Origin of the sequence: Klebsiella sp. 10982 (genome assembly GCF_048589245.1) — a bacterium.
In the GTDB taxonomy this organism is placed as follows: Bacteria; Pseudomonadota; Gammaproteobacteria; order Enterobacterales; family Enterobacteriaceae; genus Klebsiella; species Klebsiella quasivariicola.
The window spans coordinates 220087-243949 of the sequence record NZ_JBMAXV010000006.1; the positions used below are offsets into that span (position 1 = coordinate 220087).

Here is a 23863-nt window from a genome sequence, read left to right on the forward strand (position 1 = left end):
GATTGCAATAGCTTGTAACACTTGAAACGGTATTCCAGTTACATAATAACCATTAATATAACGCGCCTATATTATTTAAAAATGAATAAGTGATTTCGTGAATGGTTTCTGCCCGCACACAAAGCAGCCTGACACGACAATACCGTAAGGACAGAAATGGAACTGCTGGCAAGGTTGGGTCATTTTTTTGAACAAGTTCGCTCGGATGCTGATTTTGCCACCTTCGCCGGTGAGCTTCGGCGGCATCAGGTCTCCTACTACATCTACTTTGTCACCACCGGCAATGTGAATTTCGTGATGGCGAACGATGACGTGATTTCGATAAAAAGCGCTCGCGGCCTGCTGCGCGTGTGCACTGAGGTCAGCCACTGTCTGACCAGAGCCGCGGTTATCCGCCACTTCGCCGGGGCCATCAATTTTGAACAGTACTGCCAGGATTTGGCCAGCGCCGGGGTATTTAAGTGGACCGTCGATCTTGAGGACAATACCCGCCATTACTGGTCGAAGGATAATACCCTGCTGTTTAAAGAGCGTTTACTGCCCCCCTGAACGGGTCGCCGGGGGGCGTCGCGAGCGGTTCATCTTCAGTCGCGGGTTTGCACCCAAAAGGCGTGGATCAGACCAGGAATATAGCCCAGCAGGGTCAGAATGATGTTGAGGATAAACGCCCAGCCGAAGCCTTTACCCAGCAAAACGCCCAGCGGCGGCAGAATGATAGTGAAAACAATTCTCCAGAATCCCATAACCTCTCCCTTCGTCTAACGTCATTATTTTACTAAGCTATTCAATAGTTAAGCATAGACGCTTTTCACCGTTTCGCCAGCAGACGGCACTCTCATCCCGGTAACAAAAATTTTTCTCTGCCGTCGACGACAAAAAAGACCGGGAAAACATTCACTTTTTACTCAACAGTCCTGGCGCACTGGCGTTGCGCACAAATTATCGGTTGACCAATCTAAGTGACAGGGCTAAGCCTGGAGGAGTTTTATTACATCGAGTCGTTTTACCAACCGGAGAATATCCATGAGTAAACTTGGAATTAATGGATTTGGTCGTATCGGACGTCTGGTGTTACGCCGCTTATTAGAAGTCGACAGCAGCCTGGAAGTGGTCGCTATCAACGACCTCACCTCGCCAAAGGTGCTGGCCTACCTGTTAAAGCATGATACAAACTACGGCCCCTTCCCGTGGAGCGTCGACTTTACGGAAGACGCGCTGATCGTCAACGGTAAAACCATCACCGTGTATGCCGAAAAAGAGGCGCAGCATATTCCGTGGCAGGCGGCCGGCGCCGAGGTGATCGTGGAGTGTACCGGGTTCTACACCTCAGCAGAGAAATCGCAAGCCCATCTCCAGGCCGGCGCCCGCAAAGTGCTGATTTCGGCCCCCGCTGGCGAGATGAAAACCATCGTCTACAACGTCAACGATGACACTCTGGCTCCGGATGACACCATCATCTCCGTGGCCTCCTGCACCACCAACTGCCTGGCGCCGATGGCCAAAGTGCTGCAGGATGCCTTCGGCATCACCGTCGGCACCATGACCACCATCCATGCCTATACCGGCACCCAGTCGCTGGTGGACGGGCCGCGCGGTAAAGATCTGCGCGCCTCCCGTGCGGCGGCAGAGAACGTCATTCCGCACACCACCGGCGCGGCTAAGGCCATCGGCCTGGTGATCCCGGCCCTGAGCGGTAAACTGAAGGGCCATGCCCAGCGCGTGCCAACCAAAACCGGTTCAGTGACGGAGCTGGTCTCCGTGCTGGAGAAAAAGGTGACCGCGGATGAAGTGAATCAGGCGATGAAGCAGGCGGCCGAGGGCAACGAATCCTTCGGCTACACCGAAGAAGAGATTGTCTCTTCCGACATCATCGGCAGCCATTTCGGCTCGATCTACGATGCCACCCAGCTGGAGATTGTCGAAGCCGGCGGCGTACAGCTGGTGAAAACCGTCGCCTGGTACGATAACGAATACGGCTTTGTCACCCAGCTTATCCGCGTGCTGGAGAAATTTGCCCGCTAAGTGAACGGCGGGCCGCCTGCGCTGCCCGCCGGTAAGGTGTTGAGTGCCTCAGGCCTGCAGATAGACCACCTGGGTCTGCAGGTACTCGTTCAGTCCGTGGCGGCCGTCAGCGCCGCCGATCCCCGATTTACGCCAGCCGGCGTGGAAACCCTGCATCGCCTCAAAGTTCTCGCGGTTGATATAGGTTTCGCCGAATTTCAGCCCCTTAATTGCCTTCATCGCCACGTTCAGATCGCGGGTATAGATTGAGGAGGTCAGGCCATAATCGCTGTCATTGGCCATCGCCAGCGCCTCGTCGAGGGTCGAAAACGCCACCACCGGCAGCACCGGTCCGAAGGTTTCTTCGTGGATAATATCCATCTCCTGGCGTACATCCAGCAGCAGGGTCGGCGGATAAAAATAGCCTTTGCCCTCCAGCGGCTGGCCGCCCAGCGCCACCCGCGCCCCCTGCGCCACCGCCTTCGCCACTTTGCCCGCCACCTGGTCCCGCGCCGCCGCATTGATCAGCGGCCCCATCGCGATGTCGTCCCGCGCCGCCGGATCGCCAAACTGCACGGCCTTCATCGCCTCGCCGAGACGGTTAACGAAGCGGTCGTAAATGCCCTGCTGGACATAGACCCGCTCGACGCAGTTACACACCTGCCCGGTATTAATCACCCGCGAGTCCACCACCGCCTTCACCGCCAGCTCCAGATCCGCATCGTCCATCACAATCGCTGGCGCTTTACCGCCGAGCTCGAGGCACACTTTGGTGATATTTTTCGCCGCGGCGGCCATGATTTTCTCCCCTGCCGCCACGCTGCCGGTCATGCTGACCATCGCCACCTTCGGATTGCCGGCCAGCTCCTGACCAACGGTTTCTCCGCGGCCGAGCACCAGGTTAAAGACCCCTTTCGGCAGCCCAACCTGATGGACAATCTCGGCAAAGGCGATGGCATTATTGGGCGTAAATTCGCTGGGCTTAATGACGATGGTATTCCCGGTGATCAGGGCCGGGGCCAGCTTGCGGGCGATAAGAAAGAACGGGAAGTTCCACGGCAGGATCCCGGTGGTCACCCCCAGCGCGCGTTTAAAGACGAGGATATTCTCCCCGGGGCGATCGCTCTGCACGATCTCGCCTTCGTAACGCCGCGCCCATTCGGCCATATAGTCGAGATAGTCCGCGGTGAACGCGACCTCCACCGCCGCCAGCTGCTGGATCTTGCCGCCTTCAGCCACGATCAGCCCGGCGATGTCGTCGGCACGCTGGCGGATACCAGCGGCAATTTTGCGCAGCCAGCCCGCGCGCTCAATGGCCGGCAGCGCTTCCCAGGCCGGCTGGGCGCGCTCCGCCGCGTCAATCGCCAGCCGCGCCTCTTCGGCGGTCCCGTCCGGGATCCGCGACAGCAGCGCTTCGGTCGCCGGGTTAAGCACGTCGATCCAGCCGTCGCCGCGACCGGAAACGAACTGGCCATCAATATACATCGGGTGTTGAACGGGTGCTGTCATGGCTGCTCCTGTGGTGCATTTGTATTTAACAAGTGATTTTTTTGTTAAATATCGAGCGGATAAGCCGCCGTTTCGCAGCACATTAGCGCCGTTCTGTGAGCTAATTCATAAAAATGGGCCTAATGCGCCCGTTTTAAGTTACATTTCAATAACACAAAATGCCCGTTTGCGACGAATCTGCCGTAAACGGGCATTTTTCAGCCGAGGGTGCGCGCCTGCAGCGCCCCGGCAAGCCGGGCGTCCTCCCGCAGCTGTCGCCAGGCATCGACGACCTCCGGCGGAAAGGTGACGTGGCAGATGAAGTCTTTCCCGCGCGGGCCGTATCCGTCAGGCGTATCCTGCAGACGGGGCAGCTCGCCCAGCAGCAGCGCCAGGTAGCGGGTAACCGGCCAGAGCCCCGTCCCGCCGCCCGCGAACCCCAGCTGGCCATCGGTCTGCTCCAGCACCGGCGAGCAGCCGGGAAAGCTCAGCCACTGTGGCGGTGTCGTTGCCCCCTGCCAGACGCGGGCGAAGGTAGCCATGGTTCGCCGCTGCATGGTGGGGTCCTGAATGACGATCCCGCGACGATGAGGGATCCCCCGGCTCTCCAGCGTGTTCCGGGTAAAACGGGCGTTCTCGCCGCAGTTGGTCGACTGGTCCTCCACCACCAGCCGCGAGCGTGGAATGTGCCAGTAGTCATGAGCAATATCGGCCAGAATATGCGCTTCCGGACGCCCCGCCACCGGCAATGTACGGTAACGGGGATCCTGGCGCACCGCCTCGTAGAGATAGTTCGTAGAATGTCCCACGCCGCCGCTGATCAGCAGCGGGACTTCCCGTTTAGCCGCCAGCCGACAGGCGGCGTCAATGGTCGGGATCACGGCATTGCCGGCCAGCACCATCACGTCCACTTCCGGCATCGCGGGCAGTGTCGCCAGATCGTCCTGCGCCAGCCAGGCGCCGACCTGGTTAGCCGCCGCCAGCGTCGCTGCCGACAGCAGAGGAAATTGTTCTGCCATTCTGTCTCCTTTATTCCCTCTCAGCCGATCGGAGAGGATGCATTCGCCATCATAAACGCCGCCTCGCGGGAGGCAAAGCGGCGTCGATTTGTAACCATTTTGAAATAACAAGAAACATCTAAAAACAGGCGGGTTGCACCTGAACAACTCACTATGAAAATAACAAAAAACAGCAAAATCAGGTGGAAAATAAAAAATAGCTTCGCGGTTACACCAGTCCATAGCGCGCCATAACGCCCAGTTTGCCAGCGCTGAACTTGCCAATTGTAACCTTCACCCCTAAGTTGCTTAACAATTACACAACCTTTTCACACCGGGTTGCACCCTGCACGCACAGAGTGACACCTGACCTATTTACCGTCGCGGGAGAACGTTTCGTAATGAGCAATCCACAAGACAACACTGCATACATTCTGCAGAAAAACAAGAAGGTCCTGATCGCGAGCCTGACAGGCAGCGCCATCGAATGGTTCGATTATTTTCTCTATGGCACCGCCGCCGCGCTGGTGTTCAACAAAATCTTCTTTCCGATGGTCGACCCGGTCATCGGCCTGATCCTCTCCTGGCTCTCCTTCTCGCTGACCTTTTTTATCCGCCCCATCGGCGGGGTCATTTTCGCCCATATCGGCGATCGCATCGGCCGCAAGAAGACGCTGGTGCTGACCCTGTCGCTGATGGGCAGCGCCACGGTGGCGATCGGCCTGCTTCCCACCTATGAGATGGTGGGCCTGTGGGCGCCCGCCCTGCTGATTACCCTGCGCATTATTCAGGGCATGGGTATCGGCGGCGAATGGGGCGGCGCGCTGTTGCTGGCCTACGAATACGCGCCGGAAAAGCGGAAAGGCTTTTTTGGCAGTATTCCCCAGGCCGGCGTGACCATCGGCATGCTGATGGCGACGTTTATCGTCTCGCTGATGACCCTGTTCGATGAGGCACAGTTTCTCGCCTGGGGCTGGCGCATACCGTTCCTGCTCAGCTCCGTCCTCGTTTTTCTCGGCCTGTGGATCCGCAAAGATATCGACGAAACCCCCGCCTTTAAGCAGGTGAAAAAATCCGGCCAGGTGGCGAAAGCCCCGCTGCGCGAAACGCTTAAGCACCACTGGCGCGAAGTGCTGATTGCCGCCGGTCTGAAGGTGGTGGAGACCGCGCCCTTCTATATTTTCTCAACCTTTGTGGTCAGCTATGCCACCACCACCCTGAGCTATCAGAAGTCGCAGGCGCTGGAATCGGTGACCCTGGGCGCGCTGGTGGCCACCGTGATGATCCCGCTGATGGGGCTGCTGTCAGACAAGGTGGGCCGGCAAAAAATGTACACCCTGAGCGTGGTGCTGCTGGGGCTGTTTATTATCCCGTGGTTCCTGCTGCTCGACACCGGCACCAGCTGGGGCATCATGCTGGCGACGATCGTGGCCTTCGGCATTCTGTGGGCGCCGGTAACTGCGGTGCTCGGCACCTTGTGCTCTGAGATTTTCAGCGCCAATGTGCGCTATACCGGGATCACCCTCGGCTACCAGCTGGGTGCCGCGCTGGCCGGGGGCACCGCGCCGCTTATCGCCACCGGCCTGCTGGCGAAATATGACGGCGACTGGCGTCCGGTGGCCGTTTATCTGGGCGTTACGGTGGCGATTTCGCTGCTGGCGATATTCTGCGCCAGCCGGATGAAGTCCGCGCCGGATGTGGCCCGCTCCCGGGCGGAACGCGCCTAACCGCCGCCGTCTGGGCAGGTAGCGTGCCCGGCGGCGCTGCGCTTACGCGGGCCTTGGGGGGATCACACCGCGGAGGATACCGCTCATCCCAGGCTCAGTAAGACAGTAGGCCCGGTAAGGCGCCAGCCGCCACCGGGCACAAACAGACGTAACGTCCTCACCTCCTGCTTAGCCGGCCAGGTTGGCCGGCGGGTGTCAGGCGCTCTGGTTGTCCAGCTGAAGCGGCCCCTCGCGCCGCTGCTTCAGCTTCCAGAAGCCCCACAGGGCAATAAACCACAGCGGCGACGCCAACAGCGCCAGCAGCGTATCCGGATCAAAAATCATGATAAAGATGGCGAAGGCGAAGAACAGCAGGCTCACCCAGCTCATCACCACCCCGGCGGGCATCTTAAAGCGCGACCCGGCGTGCAGGTCGGGACGCTGACGGCGATAGACCAGATAGGCCACGAGGATCATGCCCCAGCTGAACACCACCATAATCGCCGCCAGGGTCGAGACGATGGTGAACAGGGTCATCACGTTCGGCACCAGGAACAGCAGCAGGGTGCCGATCAGCATGCAGAAGCAGGAGAACAGCAGGCTTCGCACCGGAATGCGGGTATTGCGCGACAGGATGCGAAACTGCCAGTGCGCATGCTTCTCCACCGACAGGCCGTACAGCATGCGGGTGCTCGAGAAGACCCCGCTGTTTGCCGAGGACATCGCCGAGGTTAGCGCCACGAAGTTAATCACCGCCGCGGCGGCAGGCAGCCCGGCTTTGGCGAACAGCGTGACGAAGGGACTGGTCTCCGCCGACACCCCCGGCCAGGAGGCGACGGCGATAATCACCACCATCGACAGCAGATAGAAGATGATAATTCGCAGCGGCAAGGTGTTGATCGCCTTGGGCAAAATGCGCTGCGGATCGCGGGTCTCCGCCGTCATGGTGCCCAGCAGCTCAATGCCGGTAAAGGAGAAGATCGCTATCTGGAAGCCGGCGAAAAAACCGGTGATACCGTGTGGCATAAAGGCCGTCGGATCGGTGAGATGGCTGAGAGAGGCCGTCACGCCGTCCGGGGAGGTCCAGCCGGTGGCAATCATCCAGCCGCCGGTGCCAATCAGGGCGATAATGGTGATCACCTTGATCAGGGCGAACCAGAACTCCGCTTCACCAAACATCTTCACCGACAGCAGGTTAAGCAGAAACAGAATCGCCAGCATGCTGAGGGCCGGCATCCACGCCGACAGTTCCGGGAACCAGTACTGCATATAGCTTCCGCAGACCACCACGTCGGCGATACAGGTCACCACCCAGCTTAGCCAGTAGGTCCAGCCGAGGTAAAAGCTGGCCTGTGGCCCGAGATACTCGCCGACAAAATCGGCAAATGAGCGGTAGTCATGGCGAGTGAGCAGCAGCTCCCCCATCGCCCGCATCACCATATAGGTAAAGAACCCGACCAGCACATAGATCAGCAGAATCGAGGTGCCGGCGACGGCGATGTTGCGCCCCGCCCCCATAAACAGCCCGGTGCCGATGGCGCCCCCGAGGGCAATCATTTGAATGTGGCGGGCGCCGAGCCCGCGTTTAAGCTGTGACGCGCCCTCACCTCCGGCGGCAGGAGACGCCTGATGTTGATGTTCAGTCATGGTGTTTCCTCAGGCTGGTTGTGGGAGGCGAAGAGCCGCGGCGCGCAGCAGCAGCCCGGCGCGCTGACCGGTGGCGACCCCGGCATTGGGAAAGAGGATATAGGGGGCCCGGGCCTGCACCACCCACCGTTTCTCCGCCTGGCGAGCGATTTCGTATCCCGCCGGGAGCGCGGTGAAGTTCTCAACGTTGGCCGCGAGATTAAGCGTAAATTCCCCCTCGCGCTTGATGATGCTCTCCTCGACCAGGAAGTAGTCCACTGGCGCTTTGTCGCGCGGCGGTAGCGGCGCGTCAGCGATCCAGGCGCGGATCGCCGCGTCGGTAGCGGCGAACAGGCTGAGATCGTTGGCGCCGAACGGCATCACTTTCCCCAGCTCCAGGGTGGCGCTTTGCGCGGCGAACTTTTCGCAGGTGAAATGGGTGAAGGTGCCGCCCGCTTCGGTATGCCGCACGATGGCATCCATCCCGCTGGCCTGCAACAGCTGGTAGAAGCCAGGCGAAAAATCCCCGGCGTGGGCCGGGAGCAGCGCAAACTGGCGATACAGCGACCCGCGAATGGCGGTATGCATATCGAGATGGCTACGGTTGACCGGACCCGCCGCATCGGCGGCGCGATAGAAGGCCTGCACCGCTTGCTCCAGCGCAAAAGCCCGCCGCGACTCATTCCCCGGGGTGACCGCCAGATGGCGGCCGCCGAACAGGCGATTGAGGTCGTTGTGCAGATAGCGGCGCGCGGCGCGGATCGCCGGCAGGTTACCAAAGACGATCAGCAGCGCCTGCGTGAGCGGCTGCCGCCCCTGGCTCAGATCGTGGGTCAACTGCAGCAGCAGTTCAATCGGCGCGGTCTCATTGCCATGCACACCGGCGGAGAGGATCGTCGCCTGGCGCCACGGCGCCGTCGGTAGCAGCTGTAAAATACCCTCGCCCAGCCAGCGGGCCTCGATGCCCGCCGGAAAGGTCCACGCCTGCAGGCGGCAGTGCAGTAAATCGTTAACCAGGTGCTCCATCTGCCGCTCCTTAACGCTGGAAATCATAGACCGCGCCCAGGCGCAGGATCTGCGTCAGCTCATCCAGCGCCTGATAAACCTCGCGCAGCAGCTGCGGGTCCGCCAGATCGCGGGCGTGCAGCCGGTCGCGATAGTGTTTTTCCACCCATGCCGTCAGCTGCTGATAACGTTCGTCGTTCATCAGGCTATGGGCGTTGACCGCCTGGCGTTCAGCCTCGTTGAGCACTACCCGCAGCCGCAGACAGGCCGGGCCGCCACCGTTGCGCATGCTTTCCCGCAGGTCAAAGACCGCCACTTCATCGATCGGCGATGCGCTGTCGGCGGCGAGGTCGCTCAGATAGCGCCAGACGTTTTCCCGCTGGCGGCACTCCTCCGGCACCACGATCAGCATCTTGCCGTCAGGTTTGCTCAGCAGCTGGCTGTTGAACAGATATGAGGCCACCGCGTCATCAAGCGACACCCGCTCGTCCGGCACTTCCACGCTGGTGAACGGGATATCCAGACTGTCGCTTTTAGCCCGCAGCGTCGCCAGCACCGTCGCCTGATCGACAAACGCCTGCTGATGGTGGAACAGCACATGGCGATTGCTGACCGCGATGACGTCGTTGTGAAACACGCCGCGATCGATAGCCTGCGGCGCCTGCTGGGCGAATACCGTGTAGCGCGGATCCAGCTGATGCAGGCGAGCCACCGCCTCGCTGGCCTCAAGGGTCTGCCGCGCCGGATACTTCACCGGGGCGATCCCGCCGCTGGCGCGTCGACCGTAGACAAAAAACTGCACCCCCTGTCGGTCATACTCCCGGCAGAAGCGGTTATGGTTAGCCGCCCCTTCATCGCCGAGGTCGCCATGCTGCGGCAGCGCCGCATGGTGGGCGAAGTAGCGCGGATCGGCGAACGTGGCGCCCAGGATCGCCGAGGTGGTGGGCGCCTCCTGCATACGGTGCAGCTTATTGTTCAGGTTGGCGACGGTGAAATGGACTTTGCCATCGGCGCTATCCGCCGACGGTGAGACGGTCGCCGCGTTGGCGGTCCACATCGACGAGGCGGAGCTGAAGGCGGAGAGCAGCTGCGGCGCCGCGTCGGCCGCCTGCCGGATAACCTGCTCATCGCTGCCCTGGAACCCCACTTCGCGCAGCAGACGTAGATTCGGCCGCGGCTGGGGCGGCAGAATGCCCTGCACGAAGCCGCGATCGGCAAGGGCTTTCATTTTATACAGCCCCTGCAGCGCCGCCTTTTTAGGGTTAGAGAGACCATCGCGGTTATTTTGCGAGGCTTCATTGCCGACGGAGAGTCCGGCATAGTGGTGCGTCGGGCCGACCAGGCCATCAAAGTTTGCTTCAAAACCAGACATAGGTCCTCACAGAATCAATTATCAGAATGGCAGGCCCGGCGAGACCGTCGCCGGAAGCGTCAGCGTATCGCTGACCAGAGAGGCCATTGGCCAGGCACAGTAATCGGCGGCGTACCACGCTGCCGCGCGATGGTTGCCGGAGGCGCCCACCCCGCCAAACGGCGCTTTACTCGAGGCGCCGGTCAGCGGCTTATTCCAGTTGACGATCCCGGCCCGCGCCTCGTCCGCCAGCTGTTCAAACTGCGCCGCATCGCTGGAGATCAGCCCGACGGCCAGGCCATAGCGGGTCTGGTTGGCAAGGCGAATGGCCTCCGGGAAGCCGTCGTAACGGATAACCGTCAGCAGCGGGCCAAAGTATTCTTCATCCGGCACCTCGATCCCGGTGACGTCGACGATCCCCGGCGTCAGCACCGTGGAGCGCGGATCCGGCTGGCGCATGCGCAGCAGCACCTTGCCGCCGAGCCCCTCCAGTTTTTGTTGCGCCGCCAGCATGTTCTGCGCGGCGTCGAGAGAAATCACCCCGCCCATAAACGGCGCCGGCTGGTCATCCCACTTGCCGGCGCGGATCTGCGCGCTGGCTTCCACCAGCCGCTGCAGCAGCGCATCCCCCTGCTCGCCGCGCGGCACGATCAGCCGGCGCGCGCAGGTGCAGCGCTGCCCGGCGGAGATAAACGCCGACTGGATAATCACATTCAGCGCCGCATCGACATCGGCCACGTCGGCGACGATCAGCGCGTTGTTGCCGCCCATCTCCAGCGCCAGCATCTTCTCCGGCTGGCCGCCGAAGTAGCGATGGAAGTGGAAACCGGCCGCCGCGCTGCCGGTGAACAGCACGCCGTCGATATCACGATTTTCCAGCAGCGCCTGGCCGGTGGCTTTTCCGCCCTGCAGCAGATTAATCACCCCGTCGGGGACGCCCGCCTGCTGCCACAGCTGGACGGTCATTTCAGCGGTGGCCGGCGTCAGCTCGCTGGGTTTAAACACGATGGTATTCCCGGCGATCAGCGCCGGAATGATGTGCCCGTTGGGCAGGTGGCCCGGGAAGTTGTAGGGGCCAAAGACCGCCATCACGCCGTGCGGTTTATGGCGCAGCTGTGCTTTACCGTCCGGCAGCGTCGACTCATGAAAGCCCGTCCGCTGATGATAGGCTTCGATGGAGATCGCGGCCTTGCCGATCATCGCCTGCACTTCGGTGCGGGTCTCCCACAGCGGCTTGCTGGTCTCGCGGGAAATCAGGGTCGCCAGCGCCTCTTTATGTGTCTCCAGCAGCGCGGCAAAACGCTCCACCACGGCAATACGTTCGGCCAGCGGCCGGTGCGACCAGGGATAAAACGCCGCGCGCGCCGCGGCGCATGCCGCCTGGACGTCGTCGGCCCCCGCGCTGGCCGCCTGCCACAGCAGCGACTGATCCTCCGGGGCCAGTTTGCTCATCGTTGCGCCGCTGCCCGGCTGCCATTGCCCGGCTATAAACTGTGCTTTTACCGCCATGATCTGTTGTCCTCTGGATTCAGGGTTACCGTATAAACGCGGTCGGTTTCACTGACCTGCAGCGCGTCCAGCGCGGCGGCGTCAAGTGAGACCTGCTCTTCGTGGGCCACCAGCAGCGCCCGGAAATCGTCGAACTGGCCGTTGGCGACGAGGGTTGGCGCCGGCAGGTCGCCCATCAGCTGTCGGGCCGGCAGGCACTGGCTGTCGCGCACGGCGCGGATCTGATCGGTCTCTGCCTCCAGTACCGGACCGGCATCGAAAATATCCACCGAGCCGCGCCAGCTAAATCCCTCTTTCTCGAGGATCGCCCGCGCCGGGGCGGTATTGGGATGTACCTGACCGATGACCTCGCGGGCCGCTTCCGGCAGCAGCGAGATATAGATCGGGTAAGCCGGCATCAGTTCGGCAATAAAGGTTTTCATGCCGGTGCCGGTCAGCCGGTCGGCATCGGCGAACGGGATGTCGAAGAAGTGATGGCCCAGCGCATCCCAGAACGGCGACTGACCCTGCTCATCGCTGCAGCCGCGCAGTTCGGCAAACAGGTGCGGGGAAAACCACTCGCGAAAGGCGGCGATAAATAAAAAGCGCGCCTTGGAGAGCAGCAGACCATTGCGGTTGCGCTGATAGGCCGGGTCGAGAAACAGCGTACACAGTTCGCTGTGCCCGGTGTGGTCATAGCTGAGATTAAGCAGCTCCTGAGGCTTATAGACTCCCAGCGCTTTCGAGGCGCGAACCGTTTTCTGAATGCGAAAATTGTAAAACGGCTCGTCCAGGCCCACCGCGACCTCAATGGCGCTGACCCCCACTACCCGCGCCAGCGCAGTGTCTTCCAGTACAAACAGGAACCCCTGCTGGCCGCGCGGCAGTTCGCCGGCGAAGGTCTCGATACTGCGGCGGATACGGGCGGCCAGGCGCCCGGCATCATGCGGTAAGGAGGTCATGCCGACCCCCGCCCGCGCGGCAAGGCGGACGATGTCGTCGAGATCGTTTTCCCGTACGGGACGAAATAGCATCACAGGCCGTCCTCCCGGTTAGCGGGTTAAGCGGGCAACGGCGCGATCAAGGCGCACGAAGGCTTCCGTAATATCCGCCAGCGGGATATTGAGCGCTGGCGCGAAGCGCAGCACGTCCGGGCCGGCAATCAGAGCGATCAGCCCCTCTTCCGCCGCCAGATTGGTCAACGTTTTGGCCTTGCCGCGCAGCGGCCCCGCCAGCTCAGCGCCGATCAGCAGACCGGCGCCGCGCACGGCGCTGAACGCATCGTAACGGGCAGAGAGCGCATTCAGCTGGTCAACGATCAGCGCATGGCGCTCGCCAACGCCCGCCAGCAGCGGCGCATCGAGATGGGCCAGCACGGCGTTAGCGACGGTCGCCGCCAGCGGGTTGCCGCCGAAGGTGGTGCCATGGGTGCCGGGCTGGAAGACCTGCGCCCAGGCCTCTTTTGCCAGCATCGCACCGATCGGGAAGCCGCCCCCCAGCCCTTTGGCGCTGGTGAGGATGTCCGGGACGACGTTGTAGTGCTGGTAGGCGTAGAGATGGCCGGTACGGCCCGCCCCGGTCTGCACCTCATCGAATATCAGGGTCGCGTGATGGCGATCGCAGAGGGTGCGCAGCGCCTGGAGGAACGCCGGGTCAGCGGGTATCACGCCGCCTTCGCCGATGATCGGCTCGACGATCACCGCACAGGTGCGCGAAGAGATGGCCGCGGTGACCGCCTCGATATCGTTATAGGGCAGATGGGTAATGCCCTGCGGCAGCGGAGCATAATCGCTGGAATATTTCGGCTGGCCGCCGACGGAGACGGTGAACAGCGTTCGCCCGTGGAAGGCGTGGTTGAAGGCGATAATTTCGCTTTTTTCACCGCCAAACTTATCGTGAGCGTATTTCCGCGCCAGTTTAAGAGCGGCCTCGTTGGCTTCGGCGCCGGAATTGCAGAAAAATACCTTGTCGGCAAAGGTCGACTGCACGAGGGTTTTCGCCAGCTGCAGCACCGGTTCGTTGGTATAGCCATTGCCGATATGCCACAGTTTCGCCAGCTGGCCCTGCAAGGCCTCAGCCAGCGCCGGGTGGGCATGGCCCAGGGCGTTCACCGCAATACCGCCGGCCATATCGATATACTCTTTCCCCTGCTGGTCCCAGACGCGGGAGCCCGACGCCCTGACCGGAATAAACGGCGCGGGGGCAAAACAGGGAACCAGGTAAGCGTCAAAATCTTCGCGAGTCATACAGCCTGACATCATTCATCTCCGGAACGTAAGAGGACGGAAACCACTCCGCCGCGTTGGACAATCGACATTAACCCTGACCCTCGGCTTATTTTGGGCACGAGCGCGCCCGCTGTGGTGGTAAAAATATTCACCACAGGAAAATTAAGCCCTATTATTTTTAGGGGTAATTGTTAATTCACGGTTAACGTCATGTTGTTGTGCGGACTAATGCTGGCCTGTGAACAACAAGATTGTCAATACGGGGTAAAGCAATTTATTCACTTTTTGAGGATCATCAAGATAATGAAAAACATAGAAAAAATATTTTCTTATGCACTTAAGTGAATAAAAAGTGAATTAAAATGCACAGCTTGCGGGTGGTTGGCGTGCGTAGTTATTCACTTAAAAAATAAAAAATCTAACAAAAATTTAAAAATCGGAATTGCCGTCAAATACCGCTTTATAAAATTGGTGATACCATTCATTGCACAGAGTTTACTGCTGTCGCTATTCCACGGCTTTACACGACATAAATAACACTGAGAAACAGGACTCTTATGGAAAAGTTATCTTACGCATCTGAAAGTAGTACATCTCCATGGACCACCTACCTGCGCCAGATCGACCGTGTCGCGCCTTATCTCGGCGATCTTGCCTACTGGGTGGAAACCCTGCGCCATCCGAAGCGGGCGCTGATCGTCGACATTCCTGTGCAAATGGACGACGGCACCATCCGCCACTTCGAAGGCTATCGCGTTCAGCACAATCTGTCGCGTGGACCGGGTAAAGGTGGTGTTCGCTACCATCCGGATGTCGATCTTAACGAAGTCATGGCACTTTCTGCCTGGATGACCATTAAGTGCGCGGCGGTCAATATTCCTTACGGCGGGGCCAAAGGCGGCATTCGCGTCGACCCCTTCTCCCTGTCGGAAGGTGAACTGGAGCGTCTGACCCGCCGCTACACCAGTGAAATCGGCATTATTATCGGGCCGCAGAAAGATATTCCGGCGCCGGACGTCGGCACCAACGGTAAAGTGATGGCATGGATGATGGACACCTACTCCATGAACCATGGCACCACCATCACCGGCGTGGTCACCGGCAAACCGATCCACCTCGGCGGCTCCCTCGGCCGTGAAAAGGCCACCGGGCGTGGCGTATTCGTCACCGGCCGGGAAGTGGCCCGTCGCGCTGGCATCGAAATTGAAGGCGCCAAAGTGGCGCTGCAGGGCTTTGGTAACGTCGGTAGCGAAGCAGCCCGCCTGTTCGCCGGCGTCGGCGCCCGTATCGTGGTCATTCAGGATCACACCGCGACGCTGTATAACGAAGGCGGAATCGATATGGCCGCCCTCACCGCCTGGCAGGCGGAGAAAAAACAGATTGCCGGTTTCCCGGGCGCCCAGGAGATCGATAAAGAGGCGTTCTGGACCACCCCGATGGATATCCTGATCCCGGCGGCACTGGAAGGGCAAGTCACCCGCGAGCGTGCTGAGAAGCTGACCTGCAAACTGGTGCTGGAAGGGGCCAACGGCCCAACCTATCCGGAAGCGGACGACGTGCTGGCCGAGCGCGGCGTGATCGTGGTCCCGGACGTTATCTGTAACGCCGGCGGGGTGACCGTCAGCTACTTTGAGTGGGTGCAGGACATGGCCAGCTTCTTCTGGAGCGAAGAGGAGATCAACGCCAAGATGGACCGCATCATGACCGACGCCATCATTCACGTCTGCGATAAAGCCGCCGAGAAAGCGTGTACCCTGCGTACCGCCGCCTATATCGTGGCCTGCGAGCGCATTCTGATGGCGCGAAAAGACCGCGGCATCTACCCGGGCTGATCCCCGCCAGCAACCGCAACAGGGGTGGCATTGCGCCGCCCCTTTTTTCGCTACCACGCCGTTAACCACCGAGGATATGCGCTATCTGACGGAGAACTGCCCAAAAAATGTGACAACGTCACGCCAACGGAACAAATCCCCACTGCCCATCCGGGATTATTTTTCGATTAAATCAAAGTCGCCCTGGGTATAGCGTAGGCCAGTGACGTTGTCGGCAGTGAAAATCTGTTCGATGGTCTGAATATCCTCAGGCGCGAGGGTAATATTCGCGGCGCCGGCATTATCGCGCAGATGGGCAATTGTCCTCGCCCCCGGAACAGGCACGATATCCTCGCCTTTGCTCATCACCCAGGCGAGAGCAATCTGCGCCAGGGTGGCTTGATAACGAATGGCCACCTGTTGCAGGCGCGCCAGCAGTCGCTGGTTCTGGCGCATGGTCTCGGCCTGGAAGCGCGGCAGATGGCGGCGAAAATCATCCGCCGCCAAAACGCCGGGATCGGTGATAGTCCCGGTCAAGAAGCCGCGGCCAAGCGGGCTGTATGGCACAAAGCCGACACCCAGCTCGCGGCAGGTAGTGAGAATACCGTCCTCCGGCTCGCGGCTCCATAGCGAGTATTCCGTCTGCACGGCGGTAATCGGATGCACCTTGCAGGCCCGGCGCAGCGTCTGAGCAGAGACCTCCGACAGCCCGATATGGCGAATTTTACCCTCTTTAACCAGGTCAGCCATTGTGCCCACCACCTCTTCCACCGGTACCGCCGGATCGACGCGGTGCTGATAGAGCAGATCGATGGTCTCGATATTCAGTCGCTTCAGCGACCCTTCCACTGACTCGCGAATATGTGCCGGACGGCTGTCAACGCCGGCCATCCGCTCCAGACCCTGGCCGGTGGGCAGAATACGAAAGCCAAATTTGGTGGCAATCTGCACCTTATCGCGGATACCTTTAATCGCTTTGCCGATCAGAATTTCATTAGCGAAAGGGCCATATACTTCGGCGGAATCCAGGAAGGTCACGCCCATATCCACGGCGGCATGGATCGTATTTATCGCCTGCGACGTTTCAGCGCCGCCATAGGCAAAACTCATTCCCATACATCCGAGACCTAATGCGGAAACCTGAAAATTTTCTTTTCCAAGATAACGTGTTTTCATCTTATTTTCCTTACCTGCTGAATGGTGTTAAATATATACTTCCCTTTCATATTGATAACAATTAATCTATTCCTAATGCGGTGTTAGCTGGAAATTAACAATGAAAACCTTGCCCGATCTGCAACAAATTGAAATATTAATGCTCATAGTGAAACATGGCAGTTTTCGCAAGGCCGCCAAAGCGTTAAACCTTTCTCCACCGGCGCTGACCGCCGCCATTAATCATCTGGAAGAAAAGTTAGGCGTGCGCCTGCTAAATCGCTCGACGCGCAGTTTGTCATTAACCGCTGTGGGTGAGGAATTTCTTAACAATATGATGCCAGTGGTTAATGATTATCGCCGGGTGGTTGATAGCCTGAATTATCATCGCCAAACGCCGGAAGGCGCGATTAAAATCAATTTACCGCGGATTGTTGTTGACCTCTTTTTTCACCGCTATTTTATTGCCTTTAAAAATCGCTGTCCCGACGTAACCCTCGAACTGTTTACCAGCGATCGGAAAGTCAATATTATTGAGTCTGGTTTTGATGCCGGCATTCGTTATTCTCAGGATGTGCCCAAAGATATGATTGCCATCCCCTTTGGCGAGAAACTGTCGCTGATCCCGGTGGCCAGCCCGGACTATATTCGCCAGGCCGGCAAACCCGACACCCCGCAGTCGTTGGTTAATTTCCGCTGCATTAACCGCTGTTTTCCCAGTGGTGAGAAGTACCGCTGGGAGTTTATTAGCCCCCACGGCGAGCTCAGCGAGATCGCGGTCGCAGGCGATCTGGTGGTCGATTCCGATAACGCAATGATCCAGGCGGCGGAGAGCGGATTAGGCATCGCCTTCGTCTACCAGTCGCTGGTGACGCAGCAGCTCAGCGCTGGCTCGCTGGTTCAGCTGCTGGCGGACTACCGCTACCCGGCGGATCATTTCTGCCTCTACTATCCAAGCCGCAAACATATTCCCGCTCCCCTGCGGGCCTTTATCGCCTGGGTGATGGCGCAGAATAAGAACATCCTCCATGAGTAAAAGGTGTGAGGGGGAATCTCCTTCTCACCACAATAAACGCACATACCGTTAACCTCTTTTTATCCTTCACCTTGAATTCCGCCGGTCGTCAGGCATAAACTCGTTAGAGCTCTAACGATATTGACAGACGACCTATGGACAACCGACAGCTTAACTTCTCCCATCTTTTATATCTGACTGCCCACCACTGGCGGCTGGCGGTCAATCGCCGGCTGAAAGACCTCGGCCTGAGCCAGGCCAGCTGGGTGGCGGTCGCCGCCATTGCCCGCCAGCCGCAGCCGCTGTCGCAGAGCGAACTGGCGCAGGAGCTGGGCGTTGAGAGCCCGACCATTGTGCCGCTGATCAACCGCCTGGTCGCCCTCGGGCTGGTGGAGCGCGTCACCACCGCGCGTGATAAACGTAAGCGGCTGCTGGTCGCCACCGGCCAGGGAATGGCGCTGTATGAGCAGGTCAAAACGGTAGCAGACGATCTGCGTGAAGAGATCCTGACGGCGATTACCCCGCAGGAGCGGGAGCAAACTCAGCGGGTGCTGGAAAAACTGTTGCGCGAAGTGGAGAAGAAATAATGCCCCGTCGCCAGGATAACCCCTATGCTCCGCATGACTGGGCGCCGCATGAAAAACCGGCCCTGCTTGGCTCGCCCTCTACGCCGCTGCACAGTCCGCAGAAACGCCTCGCTTACGGCGTAGTCGGCCTGCTGGTGTGCCTCACCGGCGCGCTGGGCAATGCAGTGGTCACCGCCAACCTGCAGCTGCTGCAGGGCACCTTCGCCGCCTGGTCGACCGAGATCGCCTGGCTGCCGGCGGTGTACGTCATGACCAATGTCTCCATCAACCTGCTGCTGGTGAAATTTCGTCAGCAGTTCGGACTGCGCGCTTTCACCGAAGGCTTTCTGGTGCTCTATGTGCTGGTGACCTTTTTCCACCTGTTCGTCAACGACCTCAGCTCGGCGATGATGGTGCGCGCTGCCCACGGCATGGTGGCCGCGGCGCTCAGTTCGCTGGGGATCTACTATCAGGTACAGGCCTGGCCCGCACGCCACCGCCTGAAAGGGCTAATCATCGGCATTACCGGCTCGTCGCTGGCCATTCCCCTGGCGCGCCTCTTTTCCACCGAGCTGCTGCAGATAGATGAATGGCGCGGACTCTACTTTTTTGAACTGGGGCTGGCGCTGGTGTCGCTGGCCTGCGTCATCGCGCTGAAACTGCCGCCGAGCGATCGCAAAAAGGTCTTCGAGAAGAAGGATTTTATTACCTTCTTTCTGCTGGCGCCCGGCATGGCGCTGGTCTGCGCCGTGCTGTCGCTGGGGCGGCTGGAGTGGTGGTTCGAAGCACCGTGGATCGGCTGGGCGCTGGCGGCAGCGGTGGTGCTGATCGTCGCCGCCATTACTTTCGAGCATAACCGCAGCAATCCCCTGCTCAATACCAAATGGCTCTCCAGCGGCAGCATCGTGCGCCTCGGCCTGATTATGCTGCTGATCCGCATCGTGCTGGCGGAGCAGAACACCGGGGTCATCGGCTGGCTGCAGTACGTTGGTCTGCAAAACGAACAGATGACTAACCTCGCGTGGTCGATTTTCGCCGGTATTCTGTGCGGGATCGTTGCCAGCTGTCTGACGCTCAACCCGCAGAAGCTCTACTGGCCGACCGCCACCGCCCTGGCGCTGATCATGATAGCCTCGCTGCTCGACAGCCAGTCCAACGCCCTCACCCGTCCGGAACAATTAATGTTCAGCCAGTTTTTACTCGGCTTCGGCAGCGCCTTCTTTCTGGCCCCGGCGATGCTCGCCGGGATTGGCGGCGTGTTTGCCGACCCGCGCAACCTGGTCAGCTTCTCGGTGCTGTTCGGCATGAGCCAGAACATTGGCGGCCTGCTCGGCTCGGCGATCCTCGGCACCTTTCAGACCTGGCGGGAGAAATTCCATTCCAGCCAGCTGGCGGACCAGATAACCACCCTGAATCCGCTGATCGTCGAGCGGTTGCAGCAGTACAGCCAGATGTATCAGAGCCAGATTGGCGACAGTACGCTGCTCAACGTTCAGGCCACCACCCTGCTGCAAAACGCCGCGACGCTGCAGGCCAATATTCTCGCCTGGAATGACACCTATCTGCTGACGGCGGCGATCTCCGCCGGGACATTAGTGTGGGTGTTCTGGCGCTTAATTCGCTTACGTCTGACCGCCCGTATCGCCTTAAAACGCGCCACCGGCAGCAAATAATTATCATCATTTCATCTCTGGAGTCGTTATGAGTCAGCAGGATGCGGCCAAACAACAGGCCAACACCCGGAACAACATTCGTGTGGTCTCCATTTTTACCGCCGCGGCGATAGGCCTCGTCGGCGTGCTGGTGATCCTCTACGCCTGGCAACTGCCGCCGTTCACCCGGCATAGCCAGTTCACTGACAACGCCTATGTGCGCGGCCAGACCACCTTTATCAGCCCCCAGGTCAACGGCTACATCACCGCCGTCAACGTCAAAGATTTCGCGATTGTTGAGCCGGGCGAGGTGCTGTTCCAGATAGACGACCGCATCTATAAGCAGCGGGTGCATCAGGCCCAGGCCACCCTGGCGATGAAGGAGGCGGCGCTGCGCAACAATCTGCAGCAACGCAAAAGCGCCGAGGCGACGATAGCGAAAAACGAAGCCGCGCTGCAAAACGCCCGCGCGCAGAATCAGAAAATCCAGGCCGATTTAAAACGGGTGCAGGAGTTAACTGCCGACGGTTCGTTGTCGATCCGCGAACGCGATTCAGCACGCGCCAGCGCAGCCCAGGGGGCGGCGGATATTGAGCAGGCGAAAGCGGCGCTGGAGATGTCGCGCCAGGACCGTGAATCGACCATCGTCAATCGCGATTCGCTGGAGGCCGACGTCGCCAGCGCCAAAGCGGCGCTTGAGCTGGCGCAGATCGACCTGCAAAACACGCAGATCATCGCCCCCACCGGCGGCCAGCTGGGGCAGATCTCAGTGCGTCTTGGCGCTTACGTCAGCGCCGGAACCCACCTGACCTCGCTGGTTCCGCCGCAGCACTGGGTGATCGCCAACCTGAAAGAGACCCAGCTGGCCGAGGTGCGTATCGGCCAGCCGGTCACCTTCACCGTCGACGCGCTCAACGGCGAGCGTTTCCACGGCAAGGTGCAGAGCATCTCCCCGGCGACCGGGGTGGAATTTAGCGCCATCTCTCCGGACAATGCCACCGGTAACTTCGTCAAGATCGCCCAGCGCATCCCGGTGCGCATTACGGTCAACGACGGGCAGAACAACAGCGAACGCCTGCGACCGGGGATGTCGGTGCAGGTAACCATTGATACCCGCGCGGAGAAACAGCCATGATCCGCCCGCTCACCCTTGCTGTCGTCCTGGCACTGGTCGGCTGCCAATCCGCCGACGTGCAGCGCGCGCAACCGACCCTGACCATTCCTGCCGCCTGGCGGGCCGAAGTTGGCCCGGCGAGCCCGGTGGAAGGCGTATGGTGGCGCAATTTTCATGACAGCACGCTCAATCAGTATGTTGATCAGGCGCTGCGCTATAACAGCGATGTGCTGATCGCCCGTGAGCGAGTGAATGAGTATCAGGCGCGCGCTTACGCCGCCGACAGCAGTCTGTTTCCGTCACTGGACGCCAGCCTGACCGGCACCCGCGCCCGGGCGCAGTCCGCCGCCACCGGTCTGCCGATCCACAGCACACTGTATAAGGGCGGCCTGACCGCCAGCTATGATGTCGATATCTGGGGAGCGAACCGCAGCGCGGCCAGCGCCGCCGGGGCCAGCCTCGAGGCGCAGAAAGCCGCCGCCGCCGCGGCCAATTTGAGCGTCGCCAGCTCGGTGGCCGTTGGCTATGTCACGCTGCTGTCGCTGGATGAGCAGTTGCGGGTGACCCAGCAGACGCTGAAATCACGGGAAGACGCCTGGCGCCTGGCGAAACGCCAGTTTGAAACCGGATATACCTCGCGCCTTGAGCTGATGCAGGCAGATTCGGAGCTGCGCGCAACGCGCGCCCAGATCCCGCCGCTACAGCACCAGATAGCCCAGCAGGAAAATGCCCTCAGCGTGCTGCTCGGTGATAACCCCGGCGCGGTAAAACGCGGCGAATTTGCCCAGCTCACGCCGCTGAGGCTGCCGTCGCAGCTGCCGTCCACCTTACTCAACCGCCGCCCGGATATCGTACAGGCCCAGCGTCAGCTGGTGGCCGCCGATGCCACGCTGGCGTCATCGCAGGCGCAGCTGCTGCCTTCCCTCAACCTCACCGCCACCGGCAGCCTGCAGGATCGCACGCTGCCGGATCTGCTGGATAACCCGCTGCGGCTGTGGAGCGTGGGCGGCAGTATTCTGGCGCCGCTGCTAAACCGCCAGGCGTTAAATGCCCAGGTGGATGTTTCCATGGCGCAACGCAACCAGGCGCTCTACAGTTATGAGAAAGCAGTGCGCGGCGCGTTCAAAGAGGTCAATGACAGCCTGGATGCCATCAGTCGCTACAGCGAACAGTTAAACGAGCTTCAGGAACAAGAGACCGTTGCCCAGGAAACCTTACGTATTGCGCAAAACCGCTACCGCAACGGCTACTCTTCGTATCTGGAGGTGCTTGATGCCCAGCGAACGCTGTTCTCCACCCAGCTTAGCGTGGTGCAGGTGAAAAATAACCTGTTGCTGGCGCAGATCGATCTGTATCGGGCGCTGGGAGGCGGCTGGTTGAACGCGTGACGCACGCGAAACCTCAACCAGGGAGAGAGCGGAAACCCATATTCAGGCCGGGACAGCCTCGCGCCACCCGGCCACCACTACCACCAGGGAGTCAACCAATGCAACACCAGTGGTCTGCAGTCGATAATTTCATGATTTCTTCGCTTATTCCTGACGATGACGTACTGAGTCAGGTACTGGAAAACAACAAACGCGCCGGGCTACCTGAACACGATGTTGCGGCCAATCAGGGGCAACTTCTGGCGCTGTTGGTGCGTATAACACAGGCGCAGCGGATCCTGGAGATTGGTACCCTCGGCGCCTATAGCACCATCTGGATGGCGCGCGCGCTGCCCGCCGACGGCAAATTGATCACCCTTGAGGCCGATCCCACCCATGCCGGGGTGGCGCGCCAGAATATCCGCCTCGCGGGGCTAAACGATCGTATTGAACTCATTGAAGGGCCAGCGCTGAACACGCTGGAAAATTTCGCGGATGTGCAGCCGTTCGACCTGATCTTTATTGATGCCGATAAACCAAATAATCCTCACTATCTGGAGTGGGCGCTGCACTATTCGCGCCCCGGAACGTTGATCGTGGGCGATAACGTGGTGCGCGATGGCGAAGTGATTAACGGGCAAAGCGAGGATGCGCGCGTGCAGGGCGTGCGCCGGTTTATCGAAATGATCGGGGATAACCCGCGGCTCACCGCCACCGCGCTGCAGACGGTGGGCATTAAGGGATGGGATGGGTTTACGCTGGCGCGGGTGAATGGATGAGCGCTGGGCGGCCTGACGCCCTTCCCCCGACCCTCTCCCCCAGGGAGAGGGAGAACCCCCGCGCCGAGACGCGTCACCCGCGGCAGGTTACCGCGAACGATCATTGGGGATAATAGGTATAGCTATAATGCAGAGACGCTTCGCTTTTTCCGCCGTATCCTTCATGTTCACTATATTCTCCGCTACAGTTCCCCGCGGGATCCCAGCCTAAGCAGCGGGACTGGTATTTGGTACGATAAGTGGTGGTTCTATCCTCGGATAGCCAACGTCCTTTTTCATCCCAACGCAGCGTCGAGGTGGAATCCGAGTCGGAGATACCGCTTAAATGCCCTGCCACGTAGCGATAATTGACAGACAGCATAGCCATCAGGCCGCCATTGACCGTTTTACGCACCAGCTGGTGCCGCTCGTCATAGTGATAGGTGGTCGTGCTCAGGAGCTTTGATGATTGCTGGGTGGTGGACACATTTTCGGAGCGCACAATGCGCCCAAGATTATCGGTATATATCGGTA

General features: G+C 60.0%; 21 protein-coding genes and 2 pseudogenes. 12 read left to right on the forward strand and 11 right to left on the reverse strand.

Features of this window, described 5'->3' with window-relative positions; all coding sequences use genetic code 11:
* Positions 1–156: 156 nt before the first annotated feature.
* Complete coding sequence (locus ACKLKD_RS07985) at positions 157–549, forward strand: DUF1398 domain-containing protein (protein WP_080924634.1); 393 nt, start codon at positions 157–159, stop codon at positions 547–549.
* Positions 550–584: 35 nt separating this feature from the next.
* Here ACKLKD_RS07985 and ACKLKD_RS07990 read toward each other — a convergent pair whose 3' ends face one another.
* Positions 585–743: a YqaE/Pmp3 family membrane protein gene (locus ACKLKD_RS07990; protein WP_002903230.1), complete on the reverse strand. Its 159-nt coding sequence runs from the start codon at positions 741–743 to the stop codon at positions 585–587.
* Positions 744–1023: 280 nt separating this feature from the next.
* Between ACKLKD_RS07990 and gap the strand changes: the two genes are divergently transcribed.
* Positions 1024–2022, forward strand: coding sequence for a type I glyceraldehyde-3-phosphate dehydrogenase (gene gap / locus ACKLKD_RS07995; RefSeq protein WP_080897138.1), 999 nt, complete (start codon positions 1024–1026; stop codon positions 2020–2022).
* Between the two features lie 48 nt (positions 2023–2070).
* Here the strand turns inward: gap and aldA are convergent, their stop codons facing one another.
* On the reverse strand, positions 2071–3510 hold the full coding sequence (aldA, locus tag ACKLKD_RS08000; protein ID WP_042929474.1) for an aldehyde dehydrogenase: 1440 nt from the start codon (positions 3508–3510) through the stop codon (positions 2071–2073).
* Between aldA and ACKLKD_RS08005 the strand changes: the two are divergent.
* Positions 3509–3640, forward strand: a pseudogene (locus tag ACKLKD_RS08005) (hypothetical protein); the annotation flags it as partial. The gene aldA and the pseudogene ACKLKD_RS08005 overlap by 2 nt on opposite strands.
* Positions 3641–3707: 67 nt before the next feature.
* Here the strand turns inward: ACKLKD_RS08005 and ACKLKD_RS08010 are convergent.
* On the reverse strand, positions 3708–4508 hold the full coding sequence (locus ACKLKD_RS08010; RefSeq protein WP_080924633.1) for a YdcF family protein: 801 nt from the start codon (positions 4506–4508) through the stop codon (positions 3708–3710).
* A gap of 380 nt (positions 4509–4888) precedes the next feature.
* Here ACKLKD_RS08010 and ACKLKD_RS08015 point away from each other — a divergent pair, with 380 nt between their 5' ends.
* Positions 4889–6214 carry an MFS transporter gene (locus tag ACKLKD_RS08015; protein ID WP_087805571.1) on the forward strand — a complete coding sequence of 442 codons (1326 nt, stop codon included), beginning with the start codon at positions 4889–4891 and terminating at the stop codon, positions 6212–6214.
* Between the two features lie 195 nt (positions 6215–6409).
* On the opposite strand, the gene ACKLKD_RS08020 is transcribed toward ACKLKD_RS08015, so the two are convergent.
* From ACKLKD_RS08020 to ACKLKD_RS08045, 6 genes are read right to left on the reverse strand one after another with little or no spacing between them, the layout of a single operon-like run.
* Positions 6410–7840: an amino acid permease gene (locus ACKLKD_RS08020; protein ID WP_087805568.1), complete on the reverse strand. Its 1431-nt coding sequence runs from the start codon at positions 7838–7840 to the stop codon at positions 6410–6412.
* Between the two features lie 9 nt (positions 7841–7849).
* On the reverse strand, positions 7850–8845 hold the full coding sequence (gene astE, locus ACKLKD_RS08025) for a succinylglutamate desuccinylase (RefSeq protein WP_025713036.1): 996 nt from the start codon (positions 8843–8845) through the stop codon (positions 7850–7852).
* A gap of 10 nt (positions 8846–8855) precedes the next feature.
* Positions 8856–10196: an N-succinylarginine dihydrolase gene (astB, locus tag ACKLKD_RS08030; protein ID WP_025713035.1), complete on the reverse strand. Its 1341-nt coding sequence runs from the start codon at positions 10194–10196 to the stop codon at positions 8856–8858.
* Between the two features lie 21 nt (positions 10197–10217).
* Complete coding sequence (gene astD, locus ACKLKD_RS08035; RefSeq protein ID WP_025713034.1) at positions 10218–11684, reverse strand: succinylglutamate-semialdehyde dehydrogenase; 1467 nt, start codon at positions 11682–11684, stop codon at positions 10218–10220.
* Positions 11675–12697: an arginine N-succinyltransferase gene (astA, locus tag ACKLKD_RS08040; RefSeq protein ID WP_025713033.1), complete on the reverse strand. Its 1023-nt coding sequence runs from the start codon at positions 12695–12697 to the stop codon at positions 11675–11677. Before astA ends, astD begins: the two co-directional genes overlap by 10 nt.
* An 18-nt stretch (positions 12698–12715) precedes the next feature.
* On the reverse strand, positions 12716–13921 hold the full coding sequence (locus tag ACKLKD_RS08045; protein WP_025713032.1) for a bifunctional succinylornithine transaminase/acetylornithine transaminase: 1206 nt from the start codon (positions 13919–13921) through the stop codon (positions 12716–12718).
* Between the two features lie 180 nt (positions 13922–14101).
* Here ACKLKD_RS08045 and ACKLKD_RS08050 point away from each other — a divergent pair, with 180 nt between their 5' ends.
* Positions 14102–14236 (forward strand): hypothetical protein, encoded by a 135-nt coding sequence (locus ACKLKD_RS08050; protein ID WP_042929472.1) that lies wholly within the window; start codon positions 14102–14104, stop codon positions 14234–14236.
* Between the two features lie 212 nt (positions 14237–14448).
* Positions 14449–15723, forward strand: coding sequence for a Glu/Leu/Phe/Val family dehydrogenase (locus ACKLKD_RS08055; protein ID WP_087805566.1), 1275 nt, complete (start codon positions 14449–14451; stop codon positions 15721–15723).
* A 156-nt stretch (positions 15724–15879) separates the two neighbouring features.
* Here ACKLKD_RS08055 and ACKLKD_RS08060 read toward each other — a convergent pair whose 3' ends face one another.
* The gene (locus tag ACKLKD_RS08060; protein ID WP_025713030.1) at positions 15880–16878 is read right to left on the reverse strand and encodes an aldo/keto reductase; all 999 of its coding nucleotides are present in this window, start codon (positions 16876–16878) and stop codon (positions 15880–15882) included.
* Between the two features lie 100 nt (positions 16879–16978).
* Between ACKLKD_RS08060 and ACKLKD_RS08065 the strand changes: the two genes are divergently transcribed.
* The 6 genes from ACKLKD_RS08065 (at position 16979) to ACKLKD_RS08090 (ending at position 23350) form a co-directional block, all read left to right on the forward strand.
* A complete protein-coding gene (locus ACKLKD_RS08065; RefSeq protein ID WP_087805563.1) occupies positions 16979–17893 on the forward strand; it encodes a LysR family transcriptional regulator in 915 nt (304 codons plus the stop codon).
* A 134-nt stretch (positions 17894–18027) separates the two neighbouring features.
* Positions 18028–18459 (forward strand): MarR family winged helix-turn-helix transcriptional regulator, encoded by a 432-nt coding sequence (locus ACKLKD_RS08070; protein ID WP_025713028.1) that lies wholly within the window; start codon positions 18028–18030, stop codon positions 18457–18459.
* The gene (locus tag ACKLKD_RS08075; protein WP_025713027.1) at positions 18459–20111 is read left to right on the forward strand and encodes an MFS transporter; all 1653 of its coding nucleotides are present in this window, start codon (positions 18459–18461) and stop codon (positions 20109–20111) included. The genes ACKLKD_RS08070 and ACKLKD_RS08075 overlap by 1 nt, the downstream gene beginning before the upstream one ends.
* Before the next feature lie 28 nt (positions 20112–20139).
* Entirely contained in the window at positions 20140–21225 is a 1086-nt protein-coding gene (locus ACKLKD_RS08080; RefSeq protein WP_025713026.1) for an HlyD family secretion protein, read from the forward strand.
* On the forward strand, positions 21222–22592 hold the full coding sequence (locus ACKLKD_RS08085) for an efflux transporter outer membrane subunit (protein WP_087805561.1): 1371 nt from the start codon (positions 21222–21224) through the stop codon (positions 22590–22592). Before ACKLKD_RS08080 ends, ACKLKD_RS08085 begins: the two co-directional genes overlap by 4 nt.
* Positions 22593–22690: 98 nt before the next feature.
* On the forward strand, positions 22691–23350 hold the full coding sequence (locus tag ACKLKD_RS08090; RefSeq protein WP_025713024.1) for an O-methyltransferase: 660 nt from the start codon (positions 22691–22693) through the stop codon (positions 23348–23350).
* 100 nt (positions 23351–23450) lie between these two features.
* On the opposite strand, the pseudogene ACKLKD_RS08095 reads toward ACKLKD_RS08090, so the two are convergent.
* Positions 23451–23863, reverse strand: a pseudogene (locus tag ACKLKD_RS08095) (hypothetical protein); the annotation flags it as partial.